The sequence below is a fragment of the Hyphomicrobium denitrificans ATCC 51888 genome (genome assembly GCF_000143145.1).
GTDB lineage: Bacteria > Pseudomonadota > Alphaproteobacteria > Rhizobiales > Hyphomicrobiaceae > Hyphomicrobium_B > Hyphomicrobium_B denitrificans.
Genome location: NC_014313.1, coordinates 3,161,843 through 3,184,022 on the forward strand (window position 1 = coordinate 3,161,843; position 22,180 = coordinate 3,184,022).

Annotated in this window: 25 protein-coding genes; 8 read left to right on the forward strand and 17 right to left on the reverse strand. The window is 62.1% G+C overall.

Annotated features, from left to right (window positions below; translation table 11 throughout):
• Positions 1 to 9: 9 nt before the first annotated feature.
• From flgH to motA, 14 genes are all read right to left on the reverse strand, one after another.
• Positions 10 to 750, reverse strand: coding sequence for a flagellar basal body L-ring protein FlgH (gene flgH, locus HDEN_RS15305; protein ID WP_013217051.1), 741 nt, complete (start codon positions 748 to 750; stop codon positions 10 to 12).
• Complete coding sequence (locus HDEN_RS15310; protein WP_013217052.1) at positions 734 to 1,339, reverse strand: MotE family protein; 606 nt, start codon at positions 1,337 to 1,339, stop codon at positions 734 to 736. Before HDEN_RS15310 ends, flgH begins: the two co-directional genes overlap by 17 nt.
• The gene (locus tag HDEN_RS15315) at positions 1,336 to 2,439 is read right to left on the reverse strand and encodes a flagellar basal body P-ring protein FlgI (protein WP_013217053.1); all 1,104 of its coding nucleotides are present in this window, start codon (positions 2,437 to 2,439) and stop codon (positions 1,336 to 1,338) included. Before HDEN_RS15315 ends, HDEN_RS15310 begins: the two co-directional genes overlap by 4 nt.
• Complete coding sequence (flgA, locus tag HDEN_RS15320) at positions 2,436 to 2,897, reverse strand: flagellar basal body P-ring formation chaperone FlgA (protein WP_013217054.1); 462 nt, start codon at positions 2,895 to 2,897, stop codon at positions 2,436 to 2,438. Before flgA ends, HDEN_RS15315 begins: the two co-directional genes overlap by 4 nt.
• Entirely contained in the window at positions 2,894 to 3,682 is a 789-nt protein-coding gene (flgG, locus tag HDEN_RS15325; protein ID WP_013217055.1) for a flagellar basal-body rod protein FlgG, read from the reverse strand. Before flgG ends, flgA begins: the two co-directional genes overlap by 4 nt.
• A gap of 11 nt (positions 3,683 to 3,693) precedes the next feature.
• The gene (gene fliE, locus HDEN_RS15330; protein ID WP_013217056.1) at positions 3,694 to 4,020 is read right to left on the reverse strand and encodes a flagellar hook-basal body complex protein FliE; all 327 of its coding nucleotides are present in this window, start codon (positions 4,018 to 4,020) and stop codon (positions 3,694 to 3,696) included.
• On the reverse strand, positions 4,017 to 4,436 hold the full coding sequence (flgC, locus tag HDEN_RS15335; protein ID WP_013217057.1) for a flagellar basal body rod protein FlgC: 420 nt from the start codon (positions 4,434 to 4,436) through the stop codon (positions 4,017 to 4,019). The genes fliE and flgC overlap by 4 nt, the downstream gene beginning before the upstream one ends.
• Positions 4,437 to 4,438: 2 nt before the next feature.
• Positions 4,439 to 4,816 carry a flagellar basal body protein gene (locus HDEN_RS15340; protein WP_013217058.1) on the reverse strand — a complete coding sequence of 126 codons (378 nt, stop codon included), beginning with the start codon at positions 4,814 to 4,816 and terminating at the stop codon, positions 4,439 to 4,441.
• Between the two features lie 107 nt (positions 4,817 to 4,923).
• Positions 4,924 to 5,346, reverse strand: coding sequence for a hypothetical protein (locus tag HDEN_RS15345; RefSeq protein ID WP_013217059.1), 423 nt, complete (start codon positions 5,344 to 5,346; stop codon positions 4,924 to 4,926).
• Positions 5,347 to 5,359: 13 nt separating this feature from the next.
• Positions 5,360 to 6,442, reverse strand: coding sequence for an EscU/YscU/HrcU family type III secretion system export apparatus switch protein (locus tag HDEN_RS15350; RefSeq protein ID WP_013217060.1), 1,083 nt, complete (start codon positions 6,440 to 6,442; stop codon positions 5,360 to 5,362).
• 23 nt (positions 6,443 to 6,465) lie between these two features.
• Positions 6,466 to 7,476: a FliG C-terminal domain-containing protein gene (locus HDEN_RS15355; RefSeq protein WP_013217061.1), complete on the reverse strand. Its 1,011-nt coding sequence runs from the start codon at positions 7,474 to 7,476 to the stop codon at positions 6,466 to 6,468.
• A 9-nt stretch (positions 7,477 to 7,485) separates the two neighbouring features.
• Positions 7,486 to 7,923 (reverse strand): FliM/FliN family flagellar motor switch protein, encoded by a 438-nt coding sequence (locus HDEN_RS15360; RefSeq protein ID WP_425337335.1) that lies wholly within the window; start codon positions 7,921 to 7,923, stop codon positions 7,486 to 7,488.
• An 83-nt stretch (positions 7,924 to 8,006) separates the two neighbouring features.
• On the reverse strand, positions 8,007 to 8,975 hold the full coding sequence (locus HDEN_RS15365; RefSeq protein WP_013217063.1) for a FliM/FliN family flagellar motor switch protein: 969 nt from the start codon (positions 8,973 to 8,975) through the stop codon (positions 8,007 to 8,009).
• A gap of 85 nt (positions 8,976 to 9,060) precedes the next feature.
• Complete coding sequence (gene motA / locus HDEN_RS15370) at positions 9,061 to 9,945, reverse strand: flagellar motor stator protein MotA (protein WP_041922096.1); 885 nt, start codon at positions 9,943 to 9,945, stop codon at positions 9,061 to 9,063.
• Between the two features lie 184 nt (positions 9,946 to 10,129).
• On the opposite strand from motA, the gene flgF reads away from it, so the two are divergent.
• From flgF to HDEN_RS15385, 3 genes are read left to right on the forward strand one after another with little or no spacing between them, the layout of a single operon-like run.
• Positions 10,130 to 10,852, forward strand: coding sequence for a flagellar basal-body rod protein FlgF (gene flgF, locus HDEN_RS15375; protein ID WP_013217065.1), 723 nt, complete (start codon positions 10,130 to 10,132; stop codon positions 10,850 to 10,852).
• A 19-nt stretch (positions 10,853 to 10,871) separates the two neighbouring features.
• Entirely contained in the window at positions 10,872 to 12,242 is a 1,371-nt protein-coding gene (locus HDEN_RS15380; RefSeq protein ID WP_013217066.1) for a FliI/YscN family ATPase, read from the forward strand.
• A gap of 37 nt (positions 12,243 to 12,279) precedes the next feature.
• Positions 12,280 to 12,870, forward strand: a complete 591-nt coding sequence (locus tag HDEN_RS15385; RefSeq protein ID WP_041921694.1) for a hypothetical protein — start codon at positions 12,280 to 12,282, stop codon at positions 12,868 to 12,870.
• Positions 12,871 to 12,887: 17 nt separating this feature from the next.
• Here HDEN_RS15385 and HDEN_RS15390 read toward each other — a convergent pair whose 3' ends face one another.
• The 3 genes from HDEN_RS15390 to HDEN_RS15400 all read right to left on the reverse strand — a co-directional run bounded on the left by HDEN_RS15390 (position 12,888) and on the right by HDEN_RS15400 (position 16,064).
• Positions 12,888 to 13,598 carry a lysozyme gene (locus tag HDEN_RS15390; protein ID WP_013217067.1) on the reverse strand — a complete coding sequence of 237 codons (711 nt, stop codon included), beginning with the start codon at positions 13,596 to 13,598 and terminating at the stop codon, positions 12,888 to 12,890.
• A 63-nt stretch (positions 13,599 to 13,661) separates the two neighbouring features.
• The gene (locus HDEN_RS17835; protein WP_013217068.1) at positions 13,662 to 14,894 is read right to left on the reverse strand and encodes a CBS domain-containing protein; all 1,233 of its coding nucleotides are present in this window, start codon (positions 14,892 to 14,894) and stop codon (positions 13,662 to 13,664) included.
• A gap of 204 nt (positions 14,895 to 15,098) precedes the next feature.
• Complete coding sequence (locus HDEN_RS15400) at positions 15,099 to 16,064, reverse strand: LysR family transcriptional regulator (RefSeq protein WP_013217069.1); 966 nt, start codon at positions 16,062 to 16,064, stop codon at positions 15,099 to 15,101.
• A 117-nt stretch (positions 16,065 to 16,181) separates the two neighbouring features.
• Between HDEN_RS15400 and HDEN_RS15405 the strand changes: the two genes are divergently transcribed.
• The 5 genes from HDEN_RS15405 to HDEN_RS15425 all read left to right on the forward strand — a co-directional run bounded on the left by HDEN_RS15405 (position 16,182) and on the right by HDEN_RS15425 (position 22,061).
• Positions 16,182 to 17,441, forward strand: coding sequence for a sarcosine oxidase subunit beta family protein (locus HDEN_RS15405; protein WP_013217070.1), 1,260 nt, complete (start codon positions 16,182 to 16,184; stop codon positions 17,439 to 17,441).
• A gap of 13 nt (positions 17,442 to 17,454) precedes the next feature.
• A complete protein-coding gene (locus HDEN_RS15410) occupies positions 17,455 to 17,751 on the forward strand; it encodes a sarcosine oxidase subunit delta (protein ID WP_013217071.1) in 297 nt (98 codons plus the stop codon).
• Entirely contained in the window at positions 17,748 to 20,732 is a 2,985-nt protein-coding gene (locus HDEN_RS15415) for a sarcosine oxidase subunit alpha family protein (RefSeq protein ID WP_013217072.1), read from the forward strand. Before HDEN_RS15410 ends, HDEN_RS15415 begins: the two co-directional genes overlap by 4 nt.
• Positions 20,725 to 21,279, forward strand: a complete 555-nt coding sequence (locus tag HDEN_RS15420) for a sarcosine oxidase subunit gamma (RefSeq protein ID WP_013217073.1) — start codon at positions 20,725 to 20,727, stop codon at positions 21,277 to 21,279. Before HDEN_RS15415 ends, HDEN_RS15420 begins: the two co-directional genes overlap by 8 nt.
• Before the next feature lie 128 nt (positions 21,280 to 21,407).
• Positions 21,408 to 22,061: a helix-turn-helix domain-containing protein gene (locus tag HDEN_RS15425; protein ID WP_013217074.1), complete on the forward strand. Its 654-nt coding sequence runs from the start codon at positions 21,408 to 21,410 to the stop codon at positions 22,059 to 22,061.
• Positions 22,062 to 22,180 lie beyond the last annotated feature (119 nt).

Consider the following 22,180-nt stretch of genomic DNA (forward strand, 5'->3'; position numbering starts at 1 on the left):
GACCCGATCCTAGAACGGCGCTATGATGTCGAGGATCTGCTGGCCGTAAGCTGGCTGCTGAACCTCCATCACGCGACCGCGGCCACCGTAGGACACACGCGCTTCGGCGATCTTGTCGTAGGAAATCTGGTTGTCCGTCGAGATATCGCGCGGCCGGATGATGCCCGCGACGCTCAAGACTCGAACCTCAAAGTTGACGCGGACTTCCTGCGTGCCGCTGATGACCAGATTGCCGTTGGGCAGAACTTCGCTGACGACGGCGGCGACGAGCAGGTTGATATTTTCCGACCGCGTGATGCCGCCCTTTGAATCCGTCGATGTCGTGCGATCGAGATTGCCGTTCAAGCTGCCGGAACCGGAACCGCCCGCGCCGCCGAAGCCGAGATCATAGTCGAGCGAGGACGTGAGGCCGACGCTTGAATCGCGTTTGCGATTGAGCGTGTTGCCGAGCGTCGCCTGATCCTTGATCTGGACTTTGACGGTGACGACGTCGCCGTTCTTGAAGGCGCGCGCATCGCGGAAAAGATCGGCACCGGAATCGCGCCACGTCGAATTGCCGGAGGTATACGCGGCCTTCGTCACGGGGAGCTGAACATGCGGCAGACGTTCCGGCAGCAAGCCGCTTCCGACCGGAGACATGACCGGCTCGCGGCTGACCTCTTTCAACTGGTCCAGTGCGCAGGCCGGCAGCAAAAGCGCCAGGCACGTCACCCAGAGCGCGCTCGGTCTTGGCCTATTTATGCTGCGCATTGGCCATCGACTCCAGCTTCGCCGCGACCTCGCTCGCACCGGCAATAATCGCCATAAGGCGCGAGGCTTTCGCCGTATCCATTTCCGCCAAAATGAGGCTGCTGACCTTTGGTGAAAGCTTGGCGGTGATCGCAGCAGCGGTCAGTTCATTCATTTCAGTCAGCTGATGCGCCGCCGCGTCCGGCTTCATCTTGCTGTAGATGTCGAGGAGCGCGGTGGTTGCTTTCGCCGTGAATTCTTCGCGCTTTTTGACCCAGCTTTTCAGCTCTGTCGTCTTGGCATCGAGAATGGCGACGCGACCGGCAAGCTCCTTGCTCGCCTTTTCGAGATTGCTGGTCTGCTGCGCGATCTGCGCGGCGGCTGTCGCATCGACGACGCTCGAGCAGTATTGCTCCGCAGGGCTCAACTGCTGCGGCGTGACCGGCGGCAACGGCAGCGAGTCGGCCGCCTGTCTATCCTTGTCACCTTTGGAGTCTTCCGAAGCCATGACGGGGGTGGCGAAAAAAAGTGCGAGCACAAAAACCGACACGATGGCGCGATACCACTCTACGCGCGACGAGTTGGACAGATGATGCTCAGACGTCGTCATTGCACCACCAGCTCCGCCTGCAACGCGCCTGACGTCTTCATCGCCTGGAGGATCGCAATGATGCCGATGGGCTTCAGACCCATGCGATTGAGCGCCGAGACGAGCTCTCGCAGGCTTGCGCCACGCAAGGTTTCGATACTGCCACCGGCTTCATGGACATCCACCTCGGTGTCGGGAACCGTCACCGTCTCCCCGTTCGAGAACGGCAGCGGTTGCGAAACCCTTGGCTGCTCCTTCACGCGCACGGTGATGTTGCCATGCGCCACAGCCACGGTCGAAATGCGCACCTCGCTGCCGATAACGATCGTGCCCGTTCTTTCGTCGATGACGACGCGTGCCGTCTGATCGGGATCGACGGTGATCTCGCCGATTTCCGCAAACAGACGCGTCGCCGATAGACCGCGTGGGCGGCTGAGCGTGATGCTTTGGAAGTCTTCAGCCCTGGCGACTTTCATGCCGTAACGCTGGCCGGCGAAGGAATTGATCGCATCCTGAATGCGGATCGCGGTCGTGAAATCCGGATTGCGCAATTCGAGAACCAGCGGCATCCCCTCGACGGGCATTCCCGGCGCGTTCTGTTCGACGATGGCGCCGTTCGGGATGCGTCCGCGAGTCGGAATGCCCGATGTTATGCTTTCGGCGGCACCTTTCGCAAGATAGCCGGAGATCGTGATCTGACCTTGTGCCGCGGCGTAGATCACCTGATCGGCGCCCGAGAGCGACGTCAAAATCAGAGACCCGCCCGCAAGCGATTTCGCGTCGCCCATCGACGATACGGTGACGTCGAAGCGCGAGCCTTTGCTCGCGAATGGGGGCAGTTCGGCCGTCACCATCACGGCGGCGACGTTGCGCGTGCGCGGCTCATATTGCGAGCCACGGATATTGACGCCCATGCGATCGAGCATCGCCTGGACCGATTGCTGCGTGAACGGCGAGTTGCGGAGCGTGTCGCCTGTTCCGTTCAATCCGACGACGAGGCCGTAACCGACGAGCTGGTTGGTGCGGATGCCTTTGACGTCGGTGATGTCCTTGATACGCGTCGCGGCAGCGGCCGAGCCCGCGCCGAGAATGAACAGCAGCAATGCGACGCAAATTCTCATTGCTCGTCGACCGCCAGCGTTTGATCCGCCTGCACACGTGCCTTGAACATCACGCCGGTTGCGGTATTGCGCACCGAAATGATGTCTCCGACCGCGCCGGCCTTTTGCGCGATACCTTCGCCCACGATCGAGAGCGATTCCGAATTGTAAATGACCTTGTACGGCTTGCCTTGCAGAACGGCGTCCTGCTCGCGCACGGCGGAGCGGGGCACGTATTCGTTTCGCAGCAGGGTGCGGCGCGCCATCTTGCCGATCAGGTCTTTCGGATTCTCACCGAAGACGGCCATATTGCCGGAGCTGACGCGGACTTGGCGTTGGACGAGCGCGTCGGCCGTGATCATGTCGCCGGGATAGATGACGTTGTTGGGCACGAAGACCGTGCGCAGGGCATCGTCGGCGGATGCCGCGCCAGCGAGTCCCAATACGAAAAGCGTGCCGAGCGCGAGAGATTTCATCATGGCATGTTCTTCGTGATGGTGCTGAACATGTCGTCGGCAGCGCTGATGACTTTCGAGTTCATCTCATAAGCGCGCTGCGCCGCGATCAGCTCGGTGATTTCCTTCACCGGATCGACGTTCGAGCTTTCGAGATAGCCCTGGTGAATTTTCGCAAATCCGGAATCGCCAGGATTGCCGATCACGGCGGCGCCCGACGCCTGGTTTTCGCGGAACAGGTTGCCGCCGAGGGCATCGAGACCCGTCTCGTTCGCGAAGTTAGCGATGCTCAACTGACCGAGAAGCTGTTGCTGCCCCGTCGCGCCGATGATCGCGTACACTTGTCCGGACGCATTGATCTGAACGTCCGTTGCGGTGGAAGGAATCGTGATGTTGGGAATGACGACGTTCCCCTCGAGCGTCACGAGCTGACCGTTCGCATCTTTATTGAAAGCGCCGGCGCGGGTGTAGAGGATCTCGTTGTTTTCGCCCTGAACCTGAAAATAGCCTCTGCCGTCGAGCGCCAAGTCAAGCTTGTTGCTGGTCGGCGCGAGCGCGCCCTGCATCGAAAGGTGACGGATCGCGACGGTCCGCACGCCGAGGCCGATCTGGTTGCCTTCGGGGATCATGGTATCGTCGTCGCGCGCCAACGTGCCGGCGGCGCGATCGGTCTGGTAAAGAAGATCAGTGAACTCGGCGCGCGCGCGCTTGAAGCCCGTCGTGTTGATGTTCGCGACGTTGTTGGCGATCACTTCGACGTTCGTCTGCTGTGCCGACATGCCGGTTGCGGCAATTGAAAGCGCTCTCATCGATTACGTCCTCAGATCTGCATTCGGCTGATTTCCTGGTACGCGCCGACGACTTTGTCGCGAACCGCCACTACCGTTTGAAGCGTCTGCTCGGCCATCATGACGGCCTGCACGACCTGCTGCAGCGAGGCCTGGCCTTTCATGCCGGCCGTTGCCGTCGTCTCGCCGGCCTTGATCGTCGAAATCGCATCAGTCGCCATTGACGCAAGCGTGTCGGCGAAACTGGCCTGGGGCACAGAACCGGCGGATGCGGGCGGGGTGATTGCCGGCGTGGTCGTCGGCGCAGCGCCGCCGATACGACTGATCTCAGGTGACAGCATCGCAATCGATAAGCTCATGTCGACCTCATCAGATCGATGGTCATGGAAACGAGTTCGCGAACCTGTTTGATGACCTGCGTGTTCGCCGTGTACGAGCGCGAGGCTTCGCGCATGTCGGCAAGCTCGACCAGCATGTTGACGTTCGGCATCTTGACCATGCCATTGCTGTCGGCGGCGGCATTGCCGGGCATGTATTGCGTTTCGAACGGCGTTTCGTCGTGCGAGATCTTGTCGACCTGAACGAGGTCGGCTCCGGCGTTCTCGTCCATCACGCTCTGAAAGCTGATCGTCTTGCGCTGATACGGATCGGCGCCGGGCGTCTTGCCGGTGGTCGATGCGTTCGCGATATTTTCCGAGACGACCCGCATGCGCGACGACTGCGCGAAGAGCCCGGAGGCCGCGGATCTCGTCGATGCGATGAGAGGATCGCTCATCTTCAGCCCTTCGTAACCGAGCGCAGCATGCCGGAGAATGTCCTCATGATCTGCGTGTTCATGCTGTAGCCGCGCATCACCTCGCCCGACTTCAAGAATTCCTGCTCCAGACTGACGTCGTTGCCGGACACGAGAACCTCGGCCTGGTTCGGATCGTTGTCGCGGGCCTGAACGAGGCCATCGCCTGCGGGTGAGAAGTGATCCGGATTGGTGACCGCCATCGGGACGGCTTTACGCATCGCGTCCTCGAAGCTTTCGACGTCGCGCGCTTTGTATCCCGGCGTGTTGGCGTTCGCGACGTTCTGGGAAATCACCGACTGGCGCTGTGCTAGCCACTCGTTTTGGCGAAACGCCAGGTCAAAGAGTTGCAGCGGCTGCATTGGGCGATCCTCGATATGGCTCTACCCTTGTTTGCATGCGCCAGCTTGCGTCGGCCTGAACAGATGCCGGCGAACGTGTGCGGAGGCACACGCCGTCGGCTGATATTTCAGTTCAGACGGGCTTCGCCGAGCGCTTCGTGCAGGCGCGTGGTGTTCTGGTCAGGCGCCAGCGATTCGCCATCGAACGAGATGTAGGTAATTTCGACGCCGGCTTCTTCCGCTTCGAGCAGCAAGCGGAAATAGACATGGATGGCCTGATGGTGGAACTCCATGTCGAATGAAACGCGCGGCTCGTCACCCCAGTCGAGATAGACGTCCCCCGAGTAGCCGAATTTCAGTGTTTCGGGCTTGAAAGACAGCTCGATCGAGGCCTGAACCAGCGCGCTGACGCATCCGATCTGGCCGGATTTCAGGAACGTGACGATGTCGGGCAGGTCGATCATCCGCAAATCGGCGGCGACGCTGCGAACGCTATCGCCCAGAATTCGCTCACGTTCGAAAGAGTGATCGACGCGAACCTTTTGTATCATCGACGGGCGCCCTTCAGGTGCGGACAGGGTTCTGGCGATTTCGCCGGGCCTGCAGGCGGATCAGGATTTCCGCGATGGCACGGTAGAACTCGGCAGGGATCATTTGATCTACCTCTACTTTTGCATAGAGGGACCTTGCGAGAGCCTTGTCTTCGATGACCGGAATCGCATTTTCTTCGGCGATCCGGCGGATTTTCAGCGCGATCAGGTCCTGTCCCTTGGCGACGACGCGCGGCGCGCCGCCCTCGGAGCGCACATAACGCAGCGCGACGGCGAAGTGGGTCGGGTTGGCGATCACGATGGTCGCCTTCGACACGCCTTTCAACATGCGCTGACGCGAGCGGGCTTTGGCGATGGAGCGGCGCCGCGCCTTCATCAGCGGATCGCCTTCCATCTGCTTCTGCTCGTCCTTGATTTCCTGCCGCGCCATGCGCAACGAGCGCCGCCAGAGCACGTGCGCGACCGGCAGGTCGAAAATCAGCAGCGTGAACGACATGAGCGCAAGGGAGATCAGAAGCGCGACGACGCTTTTCTGCGACAGCGTCAGAATCGCAGACGGATCGTTCCAGATCGAATTCGTGAAATCGTGCCACATATACATCAGGATCGCGACGCTGGTGACGACGACGACGACGAGCCGGAGCGACAGCTTCAGGAACTCGAAAAGCCCGGAAAGACTGAACATCCGCTTCAGGCCCTTGGCCGGCGACAGGCGCGAGATGTCGGGAATGACCCGTTTGGCGATCGGAATGGGCGGATTCTGCGCCACGGATGCAATCACGCCCGCTGCGCCGAATGCCAGAATGATCGGCGCGGTGACGACAGCCGCCGCTTTGCCGACGACGTCGAACAGCAGCATCACATCGCCGCCGTTTCCGAGGCGAATCGAGCCGGCGTTCGCGAGCAAGCCGACGAGCAGGCTGCCGAGATGGCTTGCGAAGGTTTGTCCGAGGACGGCGATCACGAGCAGCGCCGCCATCAGATACAGGAAGTTCGGGACCTCGCGCGATGACGGCACGTTGCCATCGTTGCGCGCATCCAGAAGCTTTTTATCGGTTGCTTCCTCTGTCCGGCTTTGTTGATCCTGTTCGGACACGGGAAGATCCTGCCGCTACCGCGTTAGGCGGCGTCCTGAGACGGAACTTCGATGTTGCCTTCCGCCGAAAGGCGCAGAACGGAATCGACGATTGCGCGACGCGCTTCCGCAATATCGCGCGCGGCCACGTTGGCAGGGCTCTGCAATTCCGCTTCGGCCATGCGGCGCGCACGCGGCGACAGCGCGGCCAAGACTTTGTTCTGAAGCTCGGAGTCGGCGCCCTGCAGCGCGATCACAGTCCGCTCAACCGGAATGCCGTCCATCAACACCGTCATGGCGCGCGCGGGCAGCATGATGAGATCTTCGAATTTGAAGAGCATCTTGCGGATGGCTTCGGCGTCTTTCGGCTTAATCGACGTCAGATATTGCAGGATGGCTGCCGACTCATCCTTGTCCATGTTGTTCAGGATACCGGCCATGGTCAGATGCTTGTCCGACGAGCGGCGATCGTTGTCGAACAGCTCCGCATGCAGCGACGTCTCGAGGGCTTCGATAACTTGCGGCGCGACCTGTCCCAGCCCGAGAATGCGATTCATCAAATCGTTGCGCTCGGCAGGCGAAAAACTTTTCAGGATGCCGGAGGCGCGCTCGCTACCGAGGCGATCCAGATAATAGGCCGCGACCTGCGGCGACTGCGCCCTCATGTAGCCGTGCAGGATATCGTCGGGAAGTCCCGCAAATCGCGCCCAGATATCCTGATGCGCTACGAATGAGTCGGCATCGAGTGACGATTTGTTTTCGGTGATGACATCCGTCACGAGTCGCTTGACGTCTTCGGGGCGTCCGACGAACGGCGTTCCAAGGCCGAGCTGGCTTTCGAATTCCTCGACGATCTTTTCCAGTTCCGAAGCCGAGATCGTCGGCATCACCTCGGTCGAGCGAACGATGATGTTCAGCTCTTCCGGGTTGAATTTTTTGAGGAGACCACTCGCCCGCTCCTTGCCGAGCGCGAGCAGAAGTACGCCGACTTTCTCCGCACCCGTCAGCGGACGAGAGGGATTTTGCGAATCGGGTCCGGCGTCTCGCGGCATCATGCGTTTTGCCTACTTGCCCGGCGTGATCTTGCCGACTTGCGTCAGCACGACGCCGAAGCGCGATGATGCCTCATTGAGGATGACGACTTCGCCGCGCGCAATCAGATGCCCGTTGACGAGAATGTCGACCGGATCGCCGACCATCTTGTCGAGCTTGACGACCGAACCCTTGGCGAGCTTCGCGAGCGTCGCGACGGGCATCTTCGCCGAGCCGAGCACGACCTTCATCATCACGGGCAGCCCCGCGATCATGGCGCTGTTGTCGGCTTCGATCTGCGGCTCTTCGATGCCACCCGCTTCCGAATCGGCAGGCATGATGTCCGGGAAGCCCGACGAGCTTTCGCCGTCGCCAAAACCGGTCGCGGCCATGCCGGCAAAGGGCTGATCGAAGTCTTGTACGGCGGGCTCGCCCCCGTGCTCCGTTTCGTCCATGTCGCTCGCCGCCATTGCCCTGTGCCTTCGATTCGCTAGTCGCCCAATTCGCGATAATTACCGCTCAACCCTGCCGCAGCCTTGTGCCATGTGCACATCTAGAGGCCGTAGAATTCGTCGATCGTCTCTTTGTTCTGATCGAAATCGTCTTCGATCCGTAACGTCAGCGTGCCGTCGCGCTTGCCCAATTCACACCAGAACAGCGGGATTTCATCCGCGTCGAGGCGGACGCGCGCCAAGGACGTGCTCGTCAACTCGACGACGGACCCAACGGCAAAGCGCTGGACTTCGCCAAGCGAGATCGGCCGCTCTTCAAGAATGCCGTTGAGGCCGATGAAGGCACGCGCGATCTCTTCCGAAAGTTGCTTAGACCACGACGTGTCGTCATATGCCCGCGCCGACGGCGGCGCGGCGCCAACGGCTTCTCCCGCGGAAGCGACGGCCAACAAATCGCGGACAGGCTCGATCGCGGCCTGCGGAATGACGATGGTCAAAATTCCGGTTTGCCCGAAGTATTCGATCGCCAAGCGCGCCGAGATGACGGGCGACGATGTGCTGAGTTGTGGCTCGAGTTCGATCTTGTCGACGACATCGCCAAGGTCGAGTTGCACATCGACGAGGATAGAAAATGCATGCGAGAGGGCGCGCGTGACGCGCCGGAACATGACGCGGAGAATATTGGCGTCGGTCTTTGTCAGGCGGCGTTCGGTGAGCCCGGTGGGGGGGAGTCCTTCGCACCCCAGCGCCGATTCGACAAAAAGCGCGGTGAGCGTCGGATCGGAAATGAAATACAGCCAGTTCCGCCAGCGCTCCGCCCGGACAACGCCGGCATACGTGTTCGGCGGTAGATTGCAGCTTTCCCCGATGGTCGAGGCGGATAGGTCGAGCAGGCGCGCCTTCACCGGAAACGAAGAAACGCTGCCGAGTTCTTCGACCATCACACGCGGCAACTGACCGAATATCGTTTGCAATCCGGGGAGCCGATCCGGCCGATTTTGCCCAGCCGACAGGGCGCGCTCCAGCGATTTTTGTGCCGCCATCAGCTCGGAGGGTGCGTCAACCGTCACGGTACGACCCGTCCTTTTGATCGATCGCGGTTACGCTGAGCCGGCAGCGACGGCTTCGAACTCGGAAGGGCGCTGCGCGACATCATCAGGCTGCCTTTTTGCTTTCGCCCGGCCGGGCTCCGCCGCTGATCGTCGCCGCCTCGACCTCGTTGATGGTCGGCCGCTCGTAAGCTGAGATGGCCTTGCGACCATGCTCGATCGCGACTTGCGGCATGGCGCCGTTCATGAACGCCAGCAGCGATTGTTTGACGATCACGTAGGACCGCAGCCGCTTTTCGCGCACGATCTTGACCTTCGTGGCGAGGGGGCCGACGACCGCATAAGAGAAGAAGATGCCTGCGAACGTGCCAACCAAGGCCGAGGCGATGAGGTGGCCCAAAATCTCCGGCGACTGGTCGATCGCCCCCATGGCCTTCACAACACCGAGCACGGCGGCGATGATGCCGAGAGCCGGGAGGCCGTCACCGACCGCGACGAGCGCGTGATAGGCCTTGAGCTTGTCGTGGCGCGCTGTCTCGATCTCTTCGTCCATCAACGATTCGATCTCGTGGGTGCGGGCATTGCCCATGATGATCAAGCGGAAGTAGTCGCAGATGAATGTCGTCAGTTCGTCGTTGGCGGTGACGCTCGGCGAGCGCTTGAAGACTTCCGAATCCTGCGGCGCGTCGATGATCATTTCCATCTCGGCCCGCGACTTGTCGCGCAGCTCGCGCATCATGAAAAAGAGCAGCGACAGCAGCTCGATGTGCTCGTCCATCGTCGGCACGTCGTTGCGGAACGCCTGAGTGGTTGCTGTTCCGCAATCTTTGATTGTTTTCATGGGGTTTGCGACGACGAACGTGCCGAGCGCGGCGCCGCAGATGATGACGTATTCCCAGGGCTGCCAGATGACCATGACGTGCCCGCCCATGGCCGTGAAGCCACCCAACATGCACGCCAGGGTGATGAATAGGCCGATCAGGATTGTCACGCGGGCACCCTCAAGAGATTCGTTCGGATATCCCATAAGTGGCGCTTCGCCTTGCGCGGGACTTACCCGGCCGCCTGCGCGGCGTTAAGGCTCACATCGGCGTCAGGCCCCCACAAGCTCGCATCCCTAATTTCGGCGGACCGAACTCTCGATGTCCGAACAGCGCCCGCGAGACCAACGAGCCATGCAATCGAACATTTACGTCGGGCTTTCCGCGCAACTTGCGCTGCAGCGCCGGCTCGACACCGTCGCCAACAACGTCGCGAACGCCGGGACGGCCGGATATCGGGCGGAACAAATGTCGTTCGAAGAGGTGCTCTCGAAATCCGGGCAGACGGCCGTCAGCTTCGTTTCCCAGGGCAGAACCCATCTTTCGACCGAGGGCGGCGAGATAACCCAGACCGATAATCCCCTGGACATCGCCGTCAGGGGCGATGCCTGGCTTGCGATACAGACGCCGACCGGCCCGGCGTACACGCGCGACGGACGCATGCAGATGCGCGCCGACGGCGTTCTGACCAACCTGTCGGGCGATCCGTTCCTCGACGCGGGCGGTTCGCCAGTGCAGCTCGATCCTGACGGGGGGCGCATCACGATCAACAAAGCCGGTACGATCGTACAGGACGGCAATAACCTCGGCGCATTCGGACTTTATCGCATGCCGCAGGGCGCAAACCTGACGCGCGGCCACGGCGCGTCCGTCATCACCGATCAGGCTGCAGTGCCGGAGATCGACTTTTTGCGAACGGGCGTCGTGCAGGGGTACGTCGAGAAGTCGAACGTCAATCCCATTCTCGAAATGACGCATTTGACGACGCTGCAACGGAGCTTCGACGCCGTCAGCAACGTGCTGCGCGAAACGGAATCCTCGTTGCAGGATTCGCTGAAGACGATCGCGGGCTCTTAATGATCCATAGGCTTCGCCCGTGACAGCAGCAGCTTCGGCGTCCGCGTTCGACCGGCTCGACGCCATGCTGGCGCTTGCGGCGGCGCGACGGCCGGCGCATCGGATTTCGGGACGGGTCGCGCGCATCAGCCCCACGTATATCGTCGTGACCGGGCTGTCGAAATTCGTCTCCATCGGCGACGCTGTCTCGATCGCAGGCATTGGCGGATCGGTACTGGCCGAGGTTGCGAGCATCGAAGCGCAGGTCATCAACGTCACCCCGTTCATCGCCGATCACAGGATCGAGCTCGGCGCGTCCGTCACGGCACTGTCGGGCCAGCTGACGTTGTCGCCACACGAGTCGTGGCTCGGGCGGACGCTGAACGCGCTTGGGCATCCCATCGATGATCAGGGGCCGCTCATCGCGGGCGATCGCGCCGTTCCGATTCAGGGCAGCCCGCCGGCCGCGATGCGCCGGAGCCGCCTCGGCGAACAGTTGAAAACTGGCGTCAAGGCGATCGACCTCTTCACGCCGATTTGCGCGGGCCAGCGCATCGGCATCTTCGCCGGTTCCGGCGTCGGCAAATCGACGTTGCTTGCCATGCTCAGCCGCGCCCCTTCGAGCGACGTGACCGTTCTCGCGCTCGTCGGCGAACGTAGTCGCGAGGTTCGCGATTTTCTCGACGATACGCTCAGCGCCTCGCGCGATCGCGTCGTGTCCGTCGTCGCGACCTCGGACGAAAGCCCGATGATGCGCCGCCTGGCGCCCGCCGCCGCCATGTGCATCGCGGAGTACTATCGCGATCAGGGCAAGAACGTGCTGTTGATCATCGACTCACTGACGCGCTACGCGCACGCCATGCGCGAATTGGCGCTCGCGTCCGATGAACCGCCCGTCGCACGCGGCTATCCGCCGAGCGTTTTCAGTGCGCTGCCCCGACTATTGGAGCGCGCCGGAACCGGCGAAGAGGGCGCGGGCACGATCACGGCCGTTCTTTCGGTTCTCGTCGACGGCGACGACCACAATGATCCGATCGCGGACGCGGCGCGCGGAATTCTCGATGGGCACATCGTGCTGGAGCGGAGCATTGCGAGCCAGGGCCGATTGCCGGCCGTCGATCCGCTGGCGTCGCTGTCGCGGCTCGCGCCGAAAATCCGAACGAAACAGCAATCGCAGTTCACGACACAGCTGATCGAGAGCATTTCCCGTTTCGAAGATACGCGCGATCTCCGCGCTATCGGCGGGTATCGGCCCGGCAGCGACCTGACGCTCGACCGGGCGCTCGAAACCGTGCCGCGCGTCTACGATGCGTTGAAGCAGGATCTCAACGAAACCCCCGTCGAGGATGTTTTTGCGTTTCTCGCTCAAACCCTGTCGAACCCGCGCGCGAATGCTCCGCCATCTCGGTAAGGATTGCGACGCAGGCAGACTTTGAGGTGGACCACGGATGGCGAACAATCCAGAGGCCGTCGGCCGGCTGCTCGCCAACAGCGCCTTGATGAACGGCGAGCGCGAGCTTCTACGCCGGCGAGACGGTCCACCAGCGGAAACCTCGACAACGGCGGCGCAACCGAAAGCCCCTCCGATCAACACCGAGAACAAGGCCGTTACCGCGGTTCTGCTGACGCTCCTCGACGAGCAGTTGCATGCCGCGGAGAGCGCTGCCGCTTCCCAGTCGAAACCCCAAAGCCCGGCGGATGGCGACGCCACGGCTTCCAAGCTCGCCGCGACCCGGTATGCCACGGACGGGTTCGTTCGTAGCGACGACGCGGGCTTGCCGGAGCCGATGACAGGCAACGATCAAGTGCGCATGCAGGCGATGCCCTCCGTCGTCTCGGCGGATCTGCAAGCGTTCGTACAGCGGCAAGCGGCATCCGCCGCCGAACGATCTCGCGCGGCGCAAGAAAATCTAGGCGCTTTCGGCGGCGCGGCATCCGTGTTGGCGTTGGTCAGCCGCGTCTCGCCGCTAGGCCTCGCGGGTATCGCTGCCGCGCTGCTCTGGCTGGTCGCCCTGATTGTGCAGTGGGCGGCGCACTAGCGGTCTGCTTGCCGCAATCAGACGGCTTGCGGCTCGGTCCGAGGCTCAGCGCGCTTATCGTCGGCCTCGCGCGTCGGCTGGCTTTTTCCGATATGAGCGAGCAGCGCCAGCAACGCGGGATCGCTACCCAGATCGGCGAAGGCGCGACCTGACGACGAGCGCGGTTCCGAACTGCTGTCGGCCAGACGAACGACGCTTCTCGGATGTGATGCTGCCGTCTGTGGCGCGACGGGGCTTTCGATCTCCATCGGCGGAGCCGAGTTCGGCTGTTGCGCCATCGCGACGACCGACGTCGATTGCGATTGCGCCGCCGGCGCTCCCGAACCGAACCAGGCGACTTCCTGCAGACGGCGCTGAACGAGGCCGTCGAGCGCTTCGCCTCCGGCCTTGTGATATTGTAGGAAAAGCGAGCGCGCCTTGTTCATGTCGCCGTTCGAGACGGCGTCACCGAGGCCGCTCTGCGTCCAGGCCGTTCCCGCGTTGTAGGTCAACGACGTCAGAGCCGCGCGGCTGCCGTCGTCCAATCCCGGTGCGAACCGATCGACGAAATCGGCGGCTTTCTGGATCTCTCCGGCGAAGCGGCGATCGGCTTCCGCCTTGTCGATGACTTCGCCCGCGTAACGCGCGCGCGTGCCATAGCCGTTCGAATTCTGCGCGTAGTCCCAGCGGGCTTCGGCAGAAAAGCCTTCGAATTTTTTAATGGCGTCAAGATAGCTCTGGTCCAGCATGCGCCATGCTTGCCATGCGGAGCTTGCAGCAAACTGGTCTGCTTCAAGACCCGGCGCGGCTGGTCAACGGCGGGCGCGTGCCACGTCTCTCAATACGTCGGCCTCGAGTTGCACCTCATCCAGACGGTGCTTGAGAACGTCACCGATACTGATGAGGCCGACGACGATGCCGTTCACGACCACCGGCAAATGCCGGATGCGCCGCTGCGTCATGACGTTGGCGACGATCGCAACGCTATCTTCGGGAGCACAGGTCACGACCGAGCGCGTCATGAGGTCGGACACGCGCATTTCCGGCAAGCCGGTGCCGAAATCATCGATAGCGCGAGCAAGATCGCGCTCCGAAACGATGCCCAGCAGACGCCTTTCGGCATCGAGCACGAGCATGGCACCCACAGATTCTTTACGGAAACTGTGCGCCAGGGCCCGCAGCGTCGCGTTCGGCTCGATCGTTTTCACGGCCGAACCCTTGGTTTTCAAAATATCGGAAACACGCATCTGATCGGTCCAATCGAGATCAGCCAGTCCTTCGCAATTGCCGGCGTGCAATCGTTGCAGCGCCGACAGCAGGGCAGCTTTATTTTCAGAGTTCAGAAGATCCACGCGGTGCCGGTCGGGCCCGGCGATGAGGTCCGGGAGACTTTCGACAACCACGCTTCCGGCGCCGAACGCCGGTGTTTCCTTGCAGAATGCGCTGCGGGTCGTGATGACCGGGAACCCTGACGCACGCGCGGCTTCGCGGCCGATGCGCCCGGCCTCGATGACGATGCAATGGCCGGGGCCGGTTTCGAGGAGCGCCAGCGTATCGCGATAAAGGCGTTCGCAATCGCCGCTGTAACGGGCCTCGTCGGCGACGACGTGATGGAAGACTTCGCGGCCGCGCTGACCCAAAACCGTTTCAAGAAGCCGATCCGTATCGCGGCGCGACAGCGTGGAGACGAGAACAGGCTGGAGTCCTTCGGAGCGCGCGGTGACGAGCAGCTCACGAATTCCAGGCCGCGGTTCGATCCGGCTATCGGCCAGCATTTCGCTGAAGATCTTGCACGCACGCCGGTGCATCGCCTGGATCAGCAGAGTGAAGTCTTCAGTCTCGGGCCGGCCGCGCAGAAGCGAGCGAACGTAATGCGCCATGCGCGCTTCGCTGCCGCCAAGCTTGGTCGTCAGCGCGAAGCCTTCGCGGTCGCATGACCATTGATAATCGGATTCCGAGAAGGCTTTCGCGAACGCTCGCCAGCGAACGTCCTCAGTTTCCGCGAGGGCGCCATCTGCTCGAATGATAATGACCTGAAGAGTCATCTGCTGCCGTTCACCACCCAAGGCCTTAGCGACTTAAGTACACCTGGCAGCATCCCCCGCCAACGCGACGTAAAGTCTGTAAACAAGGCTCAAATCGTGCGTGGCGACCGCGGTGGCAGCGGGCCAATCGACGCGGCCGGTAACGCTGCAATGCACACATGCCGGAGCGGCGCGAAACTTTTTTTCCCAGGTTCAGGCCGCCCGTCAGCGAAGCTCGTCGCGGAGCCAGGGCATCGTTTCGCGCAAACCCGCAAGCACCGAGCGTTCCAGCGCCGCCTTGCAAGCGCGGGTCAGTTCGCGCGGTAGCGGACCAAGTTCCTGCCGCCGACTGACTAAGGTCAAGGTCCGCCGCAGGCTTGGACCGGGCAGCGGAGCGGTGCGGATGCGATTGCCGTCGAAGGCCGTTTCGGCGACGCAGACCGGCGTCGAAATCGCGAAGCCCTTGCCGCGCGCCACCATGTCCGTCACGCCAAACGGCGTATCGAATTCGAGCCCATGCGGAAAATCGATATTCAACCGGCGGAGATGACGCTCGATGTCCATGCCCGTTCTCGATCTTGCGCTGTAGCGCAGGAACGGCAGCCTGTCCGCCGCCTCAGCAAGCTCCGCAATCGAACGCGGCACTTTCGTCTTGTCCGGAAAGACAAGAATGTAAGGCTCGTTCAGCAGCTCGAAGCGATCCAGGCCTTCGATGTCGCTCATGTCGTCGACGCCGATGAAAAGATCGAGATTGCGAGTCAACAGCGAGCCCGCATGCGATGCCGTCAATCCGGACTGGATCGACACCTGCTCGGCGTGCTCGGCAAGAAATGACGCGACGGGTCCGGTCAACGCGCGCGACAAGCTATCGACAAGTCCTGCGCGAATGAGCGCGAGCCTGCCGCGCGCCGTATGCCGGATCGCCGTCGTGATCTGACGCGCTTCCGACAACAGTGCGGATGCGCGCTGGCGCATGATCTCGCCGGCCGGCGTCAATGCAATCGGACGCACGCTGCGATCGAAAAGCTTAACGCGCGTTCGCGTTTCGAGATCGGCGATGGCCTGCGAGATCGCGGGCTGCGTGAGAGAGAGTTTTTTTGCAGCGGCCGCCATCGACCGCGCTTCGCATACGGCCAGAAAAGCTTCGAGCGCGTGCAGGTCGAACGGGAGCCGGTTTTGGCGAGCTGTCATGGCCTTCGCATAATAAGAATGACTTATATTAAGGTCAATTCCCCGCTGATGTACAAGGCATACCGTTGGTATTACGACGTTCCCATGCCATCCGCGACAGGGACTTGAAGAACAGCCATGGCGTCTAATCGCTATTCCATATTGCCAGTTCTGCTTGAAGCTTTCCGGGGTCAAACCGGATGGCGTCCGGCCTGGCGCAAAGCCACTCCGAAGCCTGCCTACGACGTCGTTCTCGTCGGTGCCGGCGGACACGGCCTTGCAACCGCCTACTACCTCGCAAAACGCTACGGCATCAAAAACATTGCCGTCGTCGAGAAAGGCTGGGTCGGCTCGGGCAACATCGGTCGTAACACGACGATCGTGCGCTCGAACTACCTGCTGCCCGGCAACGTGCCGTTCTACGAAACGAGCATGAAGCTGTGGGAAGGTCTCGAGCAGGACATCAATTATAACGCGATGGTTTCGCAGCGCGGCATCCTCAATCTCTATCACTCGGATGGCCAGCGCGACTCCTATGCGCGTCGCGGCAACTCCATGCGGATGCACGGCGTCGACGCCGAACTCCTCGACGATGAGGGCGTCCGCGCCATGTATCCGTGGCTGAACTTCAACGACGCGCGCTTCCCGATCAAGGGCGGCCTGCTGCAGAAGCGCGGCGGCACGGTTCGCCACGACGCCGTCGCCTGGGGTTATGCGCGCGCTGCCGACCAGCTCGGCGTCGACATCATCGAAAACACGGAAGTCACGGGCTTTCGCATCGACAACGGCCGCATCAGCGGCGTCGAGACGAGCAGCGGCTTCATTGCGGCGAAAAAAGTCGGCCTTACCTGCGCGGGCAATTCCTCGCGCGTCGCGGCACTCGCCGGCCTCAATCTCCCGATCGAAAGCCATGTGCTGCAGGCGTTCGTATCGGAAGGTATCAAACCGTTCATCGACGGCGTCGTCACCTTCGGCGCGGGCCACTTCTACATTAGCCAGTCCGACAAGGGCGGTCTCGTGTTCGGCGGCGATCTCGACGGTTATAATTCCTACGCTCAGCGCGGTAACCTGCCGGTCGTCGAAGACGTCATCGAAGGCGGCATGGCACTGATGCCGCGTATCGGCCGGGTCCGGCTGCTCCGTTCGTGGGGCGGCATCATGGACATGAGCATGGACGGCTCGCCGATCATCGATCAGACGCCGATCAACGGCCTCTATATCAATGCCGGCTGGTGCTACGGCGGTTTCAAGGCAACGCCTGCCTCGGGTCTCTGCTTCGCGCATCTCATCGCGAAGAACGAGCCGCACGAGGTTGCGCGCAGCTATCGCCTCGATCGGTTCCGCACCGGACACATGATCGACGAAAAAGGCATGGGCAACCAACCCAATCTGCACTGAAGGCTAAAAAACCATGCGCATCAGATGCCCGCATTGCGGCGAACGAGCCCTCGACGAATTCACGTATCTTGGCGACGCGAGCGTTACGCGGCCTGATCCGGCCTCTCCGGACGCGGCCAACGAATTCTACGCCTACGCCTACGAGCGCCGGAACATCGCCGGCCCGACGCAAGAGCTTTGGTATCACCAAGCGGGATGCCACGCCTGGCTGGTCGTGACGCGCGATACGCGCAGCCATGAAATTTCCGACGTGAAAGTTGCTGAAGACGTCGCGTCGAAGCGCATCAAACCGACGGCAGGTGCAGCATGAGCGGTAATCAGGCCTTCCGGCTTTCGAAGGGCGGCATCGTCGACCGTTCGAAGCTGTTGAGATTTTCTTTCGATGGCATGGAGTACGACGGCTACGCGGGAGATACGCTGACGTCGGCGCTTCTCGCGAATGGCGTTCATCTCGTCGGCCGTTCGTTCAAATATCACCGCCCGCGCGGCATCCTGTCGGCCGGATCGGAAGATCCGAACGCGCTCGTCGAGCTGCGTTCCGGCGCACGCCGCGAGCCCAACACCAAAGCCACGACGATCGAACTCTATGACGGGCTCGATGCGACCAGCCAGAACCGCTTCCCGTCGCTGCGGCTCGACCTGATGGCCGTCAACGGTTTGCTGTCGCCGGTTTTCTCGGCCGGCTTCTACTACAAGACGTTCATGTGGCCGGCTTCGTTCTGGGAAAAGCTGTACGAGCCGATGATCCGCCGTGCTGCCGGTCTCGGCCGCGCCGCGATGGAAGACGATCCCGATACCTACGACAAGGCCAACGCGTTCTGTGACGTTCTCGTTGTGGGCGCAGGCCCCGCCGGTCTCATGGCGGCGCTGGCTGCGGGCCGCTCCGGCGCGCGTGTCATCCTCGCCGATGAGAGCTTCACGCTCGGCGGACGTCTTCTCGCCGAGAACCGCACGGTCGACGGCAAGAGCTCGGCCGACTGGGCGAAGAGCGCCGTCGCAGAGCTTTCGGCACTTCCGAATGTCCGCCTTCTTCCGAGAACGACCGTGTTCGGCGCTTATGACGGCGGCACGTTCGGCGCAGTGGAACGCGTATCCGATCATCTGCTGAAGCCGGCCGAGGGGCAGCCGCGGCAGAGGCTCTGGCGTATCGTCGCGAAGCAGGTCATCGCGGCACAGGGTTCGACGGAACGGCCGATCGTGTTCGGTAACAACGATCGGCCCGGCGTCATGCTCGCAAGCGCTGCGCGAACCTATATCAACCGTCACGGCGTTGCTCCGGGCCGCATCGCGGTCGTCTTCTCGAGCAACGACGACGGCGCTTCGACCATCAACGATCTCGCGGCGGCAGGCATCACGGTCGCAGCTCTCGTCGACGCACGTCCGGCGCTGCCGCAGGCGATCAAGTCGCGTGCTGATGCGCTCGGCATTCGCGTCTTCTCCGGCGGCGTCGTCAGCGATGCGATCGGACGCTCGCGGGTCAAGGGCGCGCGCGTCGTCGACGCTTCGGGCGGCGTTCATTCGATTTCGTGCGACCTGCTCGTCGTCTCGGGCGGCTTCAGCCCGAACGTCCAGATCACGACGCATCTTGGCGGCCGTTCGCAATGGCGTGACGACATCGCCGCGTTCGTCCCCGGAACGATGCCGAAGAATCTCGCAGCCGCAGGCGCGGCGAACGGGTCCTTCTCACTGGCATCGTGCCTGGCCGAAGGCGCGCGAACCGGAAGCGCGGCAGCCGCCAGCGCCGGGTTCGATGCGAAGCCGGTCGCCGTTCCGTCGTCCGACGACGAGCCGAGCAGCGTCGCCGCGTTCTGGCACGTCGAGGGCGCGAAGCACAAAGCCTTCGTCGATTTCCAGAACGACGTCACGGCATCGGACGTCGCCCTCGCCGAACGCGAAGGCTATCGCTCCGTCGAACATCTCAAGCGCTACACCACGCTTGGCATGGCGACCGATCAGGGCCGCACCTCGGGCGTCAACGGCATGGCGATCATGGCGCGACTGACGGGCAAGTCCATCCCGGAGACGGGAATCACGACTGCACGTCCGCCGTACACGCCGGTTTCGCTCGGCGCGCTTGCGGGCGAACATCGCGGCAAGCATTTCAAACCGTTCCGCCTCACCCCGTCGCACAACTGGGCGAAGTCGCAGAATGCTGTTTTCGTCGAAGCGGGATTGTGGCTCCGGTCGCTCTACTTCCCGAAGCCTTTCGAGAAGGACGCGCTGACGTCCGTCATCCGTGAAGTCAACGGCGTGCGCAACGGCGTCGGTTTCTGCGATGTGTCGACACTCGGCAAGGTCGAAGTGCACGGCGCCGATGCCGGCAAGTTCCTCGACCGCGTCTACATCAACATGATGAGCACGCTGCAGGTCGGCAAAGCGCGTTACGGCGCGATGCTGCGCGAAGACGGCATCATGATGGACGACGGCACGGCTGCGCGTTTCGCGGAGGACCGCTACTTCGTCACGACGACGACGGTCAACGCAATCAAGGTCGTGCAGCATCTCGAGCTGTGCAAGCAGTGGCATTGGCCGGACCTCGACGTGCAGATCATTCCGTCGACGGACCAGTGGGCGCAATACTCGGTCGCCGGTCCGCGGGCGCGCGAACTCATCTCGCGCATCGTCGACAAGCCGTACGATGTTTCGAACGAAGGTCTTCCGTACATGGGCGTCGCCGAAATCACGGCGCTCGGCGGTCTGAAGGCCCGGATTTACCGGCTGTCGTTCTCGGGCGAGCTTGCTTACGAGATCGCGGTTCCGGCGCGGCATGGCGATTTGCTTGCCCGCTCGCTGATGGAAAAGGGCGCCGACCTTGGCGTTACCCCGTACGGTACGGAAGCGCTTGGCGTCATGCGTATCGAGAAGGGTCACGTCGGCGGACCGGAAATCAACGGCATGACGACGGCGGCCGATGTCGGCCTCGGAAAAATGGCGTCGAAGAAGAAAGACTATATCGGCCGGACCCTGTCGGAACGCTCAGGTCTGACCGATGCCGACCGTCCGCGTCTCATCGGCTTCCGGCCGGTGGATCGTGCCGAACGGTTGAGAGCCGGCGCGCACTTCGTCAACCGCAACGCGGAACCGACGGCCGCCAACGATCAAGGCTACCTGACTTCGGTCGCCTACTCGCCGTCGAACGGCCACTGGATCGGTCTTGGCTTCTTAAAGAACGCCGAGTCCCGCATGGGCGAAATCGTCCGCGCATACGATCCGGTTCGCGGTGGCGATACCCTGGTCGAAGTCGTGTCACCCATATTCGTCGATAGCGAAGGAGCGAGACTCCGTGTCTGATCCTCACAACGAAGCCGCTTTGAAGCGCAACGGCATCAAGATTACGAAGCGCGAAGACGTCGCCATGACGCATGTCGCCCTCCGGCGCGGTGCGCAATCTGAACTGGAAAAGCGAGCCGGTGCCTTGTTCGGCGCCGCCCTTCCGCCGACGGCACGCGCCGTCGAAGGTGCGGGCAAGCTCGTCGCCTGGGCCGGGCCGGAACAGTGGCTTGTCGTCGAGCCCAAGTCCGGCGGCAAAGATCCGAGCGTCGAGTTGGCCGAAGCCCTCAAAGGCGTCGCCTCCATCGTCGATGTTGGTGACAGCCGGGTTCTTTTCCGGGTCGAAGGTCAAAAAGCGACCGAGGTCCTTGCCCCCGGCATGGCAATCGATTTCCACGATCAGGTGTTCAAGCCCGGAGACGTCGCGATTACGCACGCGTCTCACCTCGGCGTCATCGTTTGGCGGCTTCCCGACGGAAAAGGCTACGAATTTGCCTGCGCGAGGACTTACGCCGTTGCGTTTTCCGAATGGCTCTATGAGACCTGCGGGAAATTAATACCGGCCTGATTTGACCGATTCCAACCTGTGTAGACCAGCCGTGACAACGGCCGGGTAGAATTCTTTTCCGAGACGTGCCAACTTGCGCCCGCCGTTAGGCCAGCACCGCTGGTCTAAAGCGGTGTGGAAGGGCATTCATGTCGGATAAGACGCGCAAAACTCAGGTGGCTATCGCCGAGCCGGAGCCTCTAGCGACGGGCTCGAACGCCCCTGGAGCTGCGGAACATACTCTTGAGCAGGCCATCGGGCATCAGGTCCGGCATCATCGCAAGCAGGCGGGATTAACCGTCGCGGAGCTTGCGGTTGCCGCGCAAATTTCGCCCGGCATGTTGTCGAAGATCGAAAATGGACAGATTTCGCCGTCGCTCAGCACGTTGCAGATGCTTGCGGCTGCGTTGAACGTGCCGCTGACGGTGCTGTTTTCGTCCTTCGAGCAGCGCCGCGACTGTTCTTACGTCAGGTCGGGCGAGGGCGTCGTCATCCGCCGCCGCGGCACCAAGGTCGGGCATCAATATCAGTTGCTTGGGCATTCGCTCGACGGCGACGTCGTGGTCGAGCCCTACTTGATCACGCTCTCCGACGATGCGGTTGCGTATACCGGCTTTCAGCATGAAGGGGTGGAGTTCATCTTCATGCTGACCGGCGAAGTCGAATATGCTCATGCCGATCGCAGCTATCGCTTGAGCGCAGGCGACGCCATTCTGTTCGACAGCGCGGCTCCGCATGGTCCGGCTCGTCTGATCGAAGCGCCGATGACCTACCTGTCCGTGATCATCTATCCCCGCCAGTAGCTCGGCTTTCGAGAACTTTTCCCGTTGAAGGATTATCTCGTCCAGCTCACAGCGCGGCGAGGCCGCCCGGCGCTGTCAGTCTTTTCAACTGGCGCCGTTCGCCGGGCTTTTTTTCCAAA

What these genes read in the sequence shown, in the direction of transcription:
- flgH (WP_013217051.1), bottom strand. Translation starts at nt 750, where the DNA reads ATGCGCAGCATAAATAGGCCAAGACCGAGCGCGCTCTGGGTGACGTGC.
- HDEN_RS15310 (WP_013217052.1), bottom strand. Translation starts at nt 1,339, where the DNA reads ATGACGACGTCTGAGCATCATCTGTCCAACTCGTCGCGCGTAGAGTGG.
- HDEN_RS15315 (WP_013217053.1), bottom strand. Translation starts at nt 2,439, where the DNA reads ATGAGAATTTGCGTCGCATTGCTGCTGTTCATTCTCGGCGCGGGCTCG.
- flgA (WP_013217054.1), bottom strand. Translation starts at nt 2,897, where the DNA reads ATGATGAAATCTCTCGCGCTCGGCACGCTTTTCGTATTGGGACTCGCT.
- flgG (WP_013217055.1), bottom strand. Translation starts at nt 3,682, where the DNA reads ATGAGAGCGCTTTCAATTGCCGCAACCGGCATGTCGGCACAGCAGACG.
- fliE (WP_013217056.1), bottom strand. Translation starts at nt 4,020, where the DNA reads ATGAGCTTATCGATTGCGATGCTGTCACCTGAGATCAGTCGTATCGGC.
- flgC (WP_013217057.1), bottom strand. Translation starts at nt 4,436, where the DNA reads ATGAGCGATCCTCTCATCGCATCGACGAGATCCGCGGCCTCCGGGCTC.
- HDEN_RS15340 (WP_013217058.1), bottom strand. Translation starts at nt 4,816, where the DNA reads ATGCAGCCGCTGCAACTCTTTGACCTGGCGTTTCGCCAAAACGAGTGG.
- HDEN_RS15345 (WP_013217059.1), bottom strand. Translation starts at nt 5,346, where the DNA reads ATGATACAAAAGGTTCGCGTCGATCACTCTTTCGAACGTGAGCGAATT.
- HDEN_RS15355 (WP_013217061.1), bottom strand. Translation starts at nt 7,476, where the DNA reads ATGATGCCGCGAGACGCCGGACCCGATTCGCAAAATCCCTCTCGTCCG.
- HDEN_RS15360 (WP_425337335.1), bottom strand. Translation starts at nt 7,923, where the DNA reads ATGGCGGCGAGCGACATGGACGAAACGGAGCACGGGGGCGAGCCCGCC.
- flgF (WP_013217065.1), top strand. Translation starts at nt 10,130, where the DNA reads ATGCAATCGAACATTTACGTCGGGCTTTCCGCGCAACTTGCGCTGCAG.
- HDEN_RS15385 (WP_041921694.1), top strand. Translation starts at nt 12,280, where the DNA reads ATGGCGAACAATCCAGAGGCCGTCGGCCGGCTGCTCGCCAACAGCGCC.
- HDEN_RS15390 (WP_013217067.1), bottom strand. Translation starts at nt 13,598, where the DNA reads ATGCTGGACCAGAGCTATCTTGACGCCATTAAAAAATTCGAAGGCTTT.
- HDEN_RS17835 (WP_013217068.1), bottom strand. Translation starts at nt 14,894, where the DNA reads ATGACTCTTCAGGTCATTATCATTCGAGCAGATGGCGCCCTCGCGGAA.
- HDEN_RS15400 (WP_013217069.1), bottom strand. Translation starts at nt 16,064, where the DNA reads ATGACAGCTCGCCAAAACCGGCTCCCGTTCGACCTGCACGCGCTCGAA.
- HDEN_RS15405 (WP_013217070.1), top strand. Translation starts at nt 16,182, where the DNA reads ATGGCGTCTAATCGCTATTCCATATTGCCAGTTCTGCTTGAAGCTTTC.
- HDEN_RS15410 (WP_013217071.1), top strand. Translation starts at nt 17,455, where the DNA reads ATGCGCATCAGATGCCCGCATTGCGGCGAACGAGCCCTCGACGAATTC.
- HDEN_RS15415 (WP_013217072.1), top strand. Translation starts at nt 17,748, where the DNA reads ATGAGCGGTAATCAGGCCTTCCGGCTTTCGAAGGGCGGCATCGTCGAC.
- HDEN_RS15425 (WP_013217074.1), top strand. Translation starts at nt 21,408, where the DNA reads ATGTCGGATAAGACGCGCAAAACTCAGGTGGCTATCGCCGAGCCGGAG.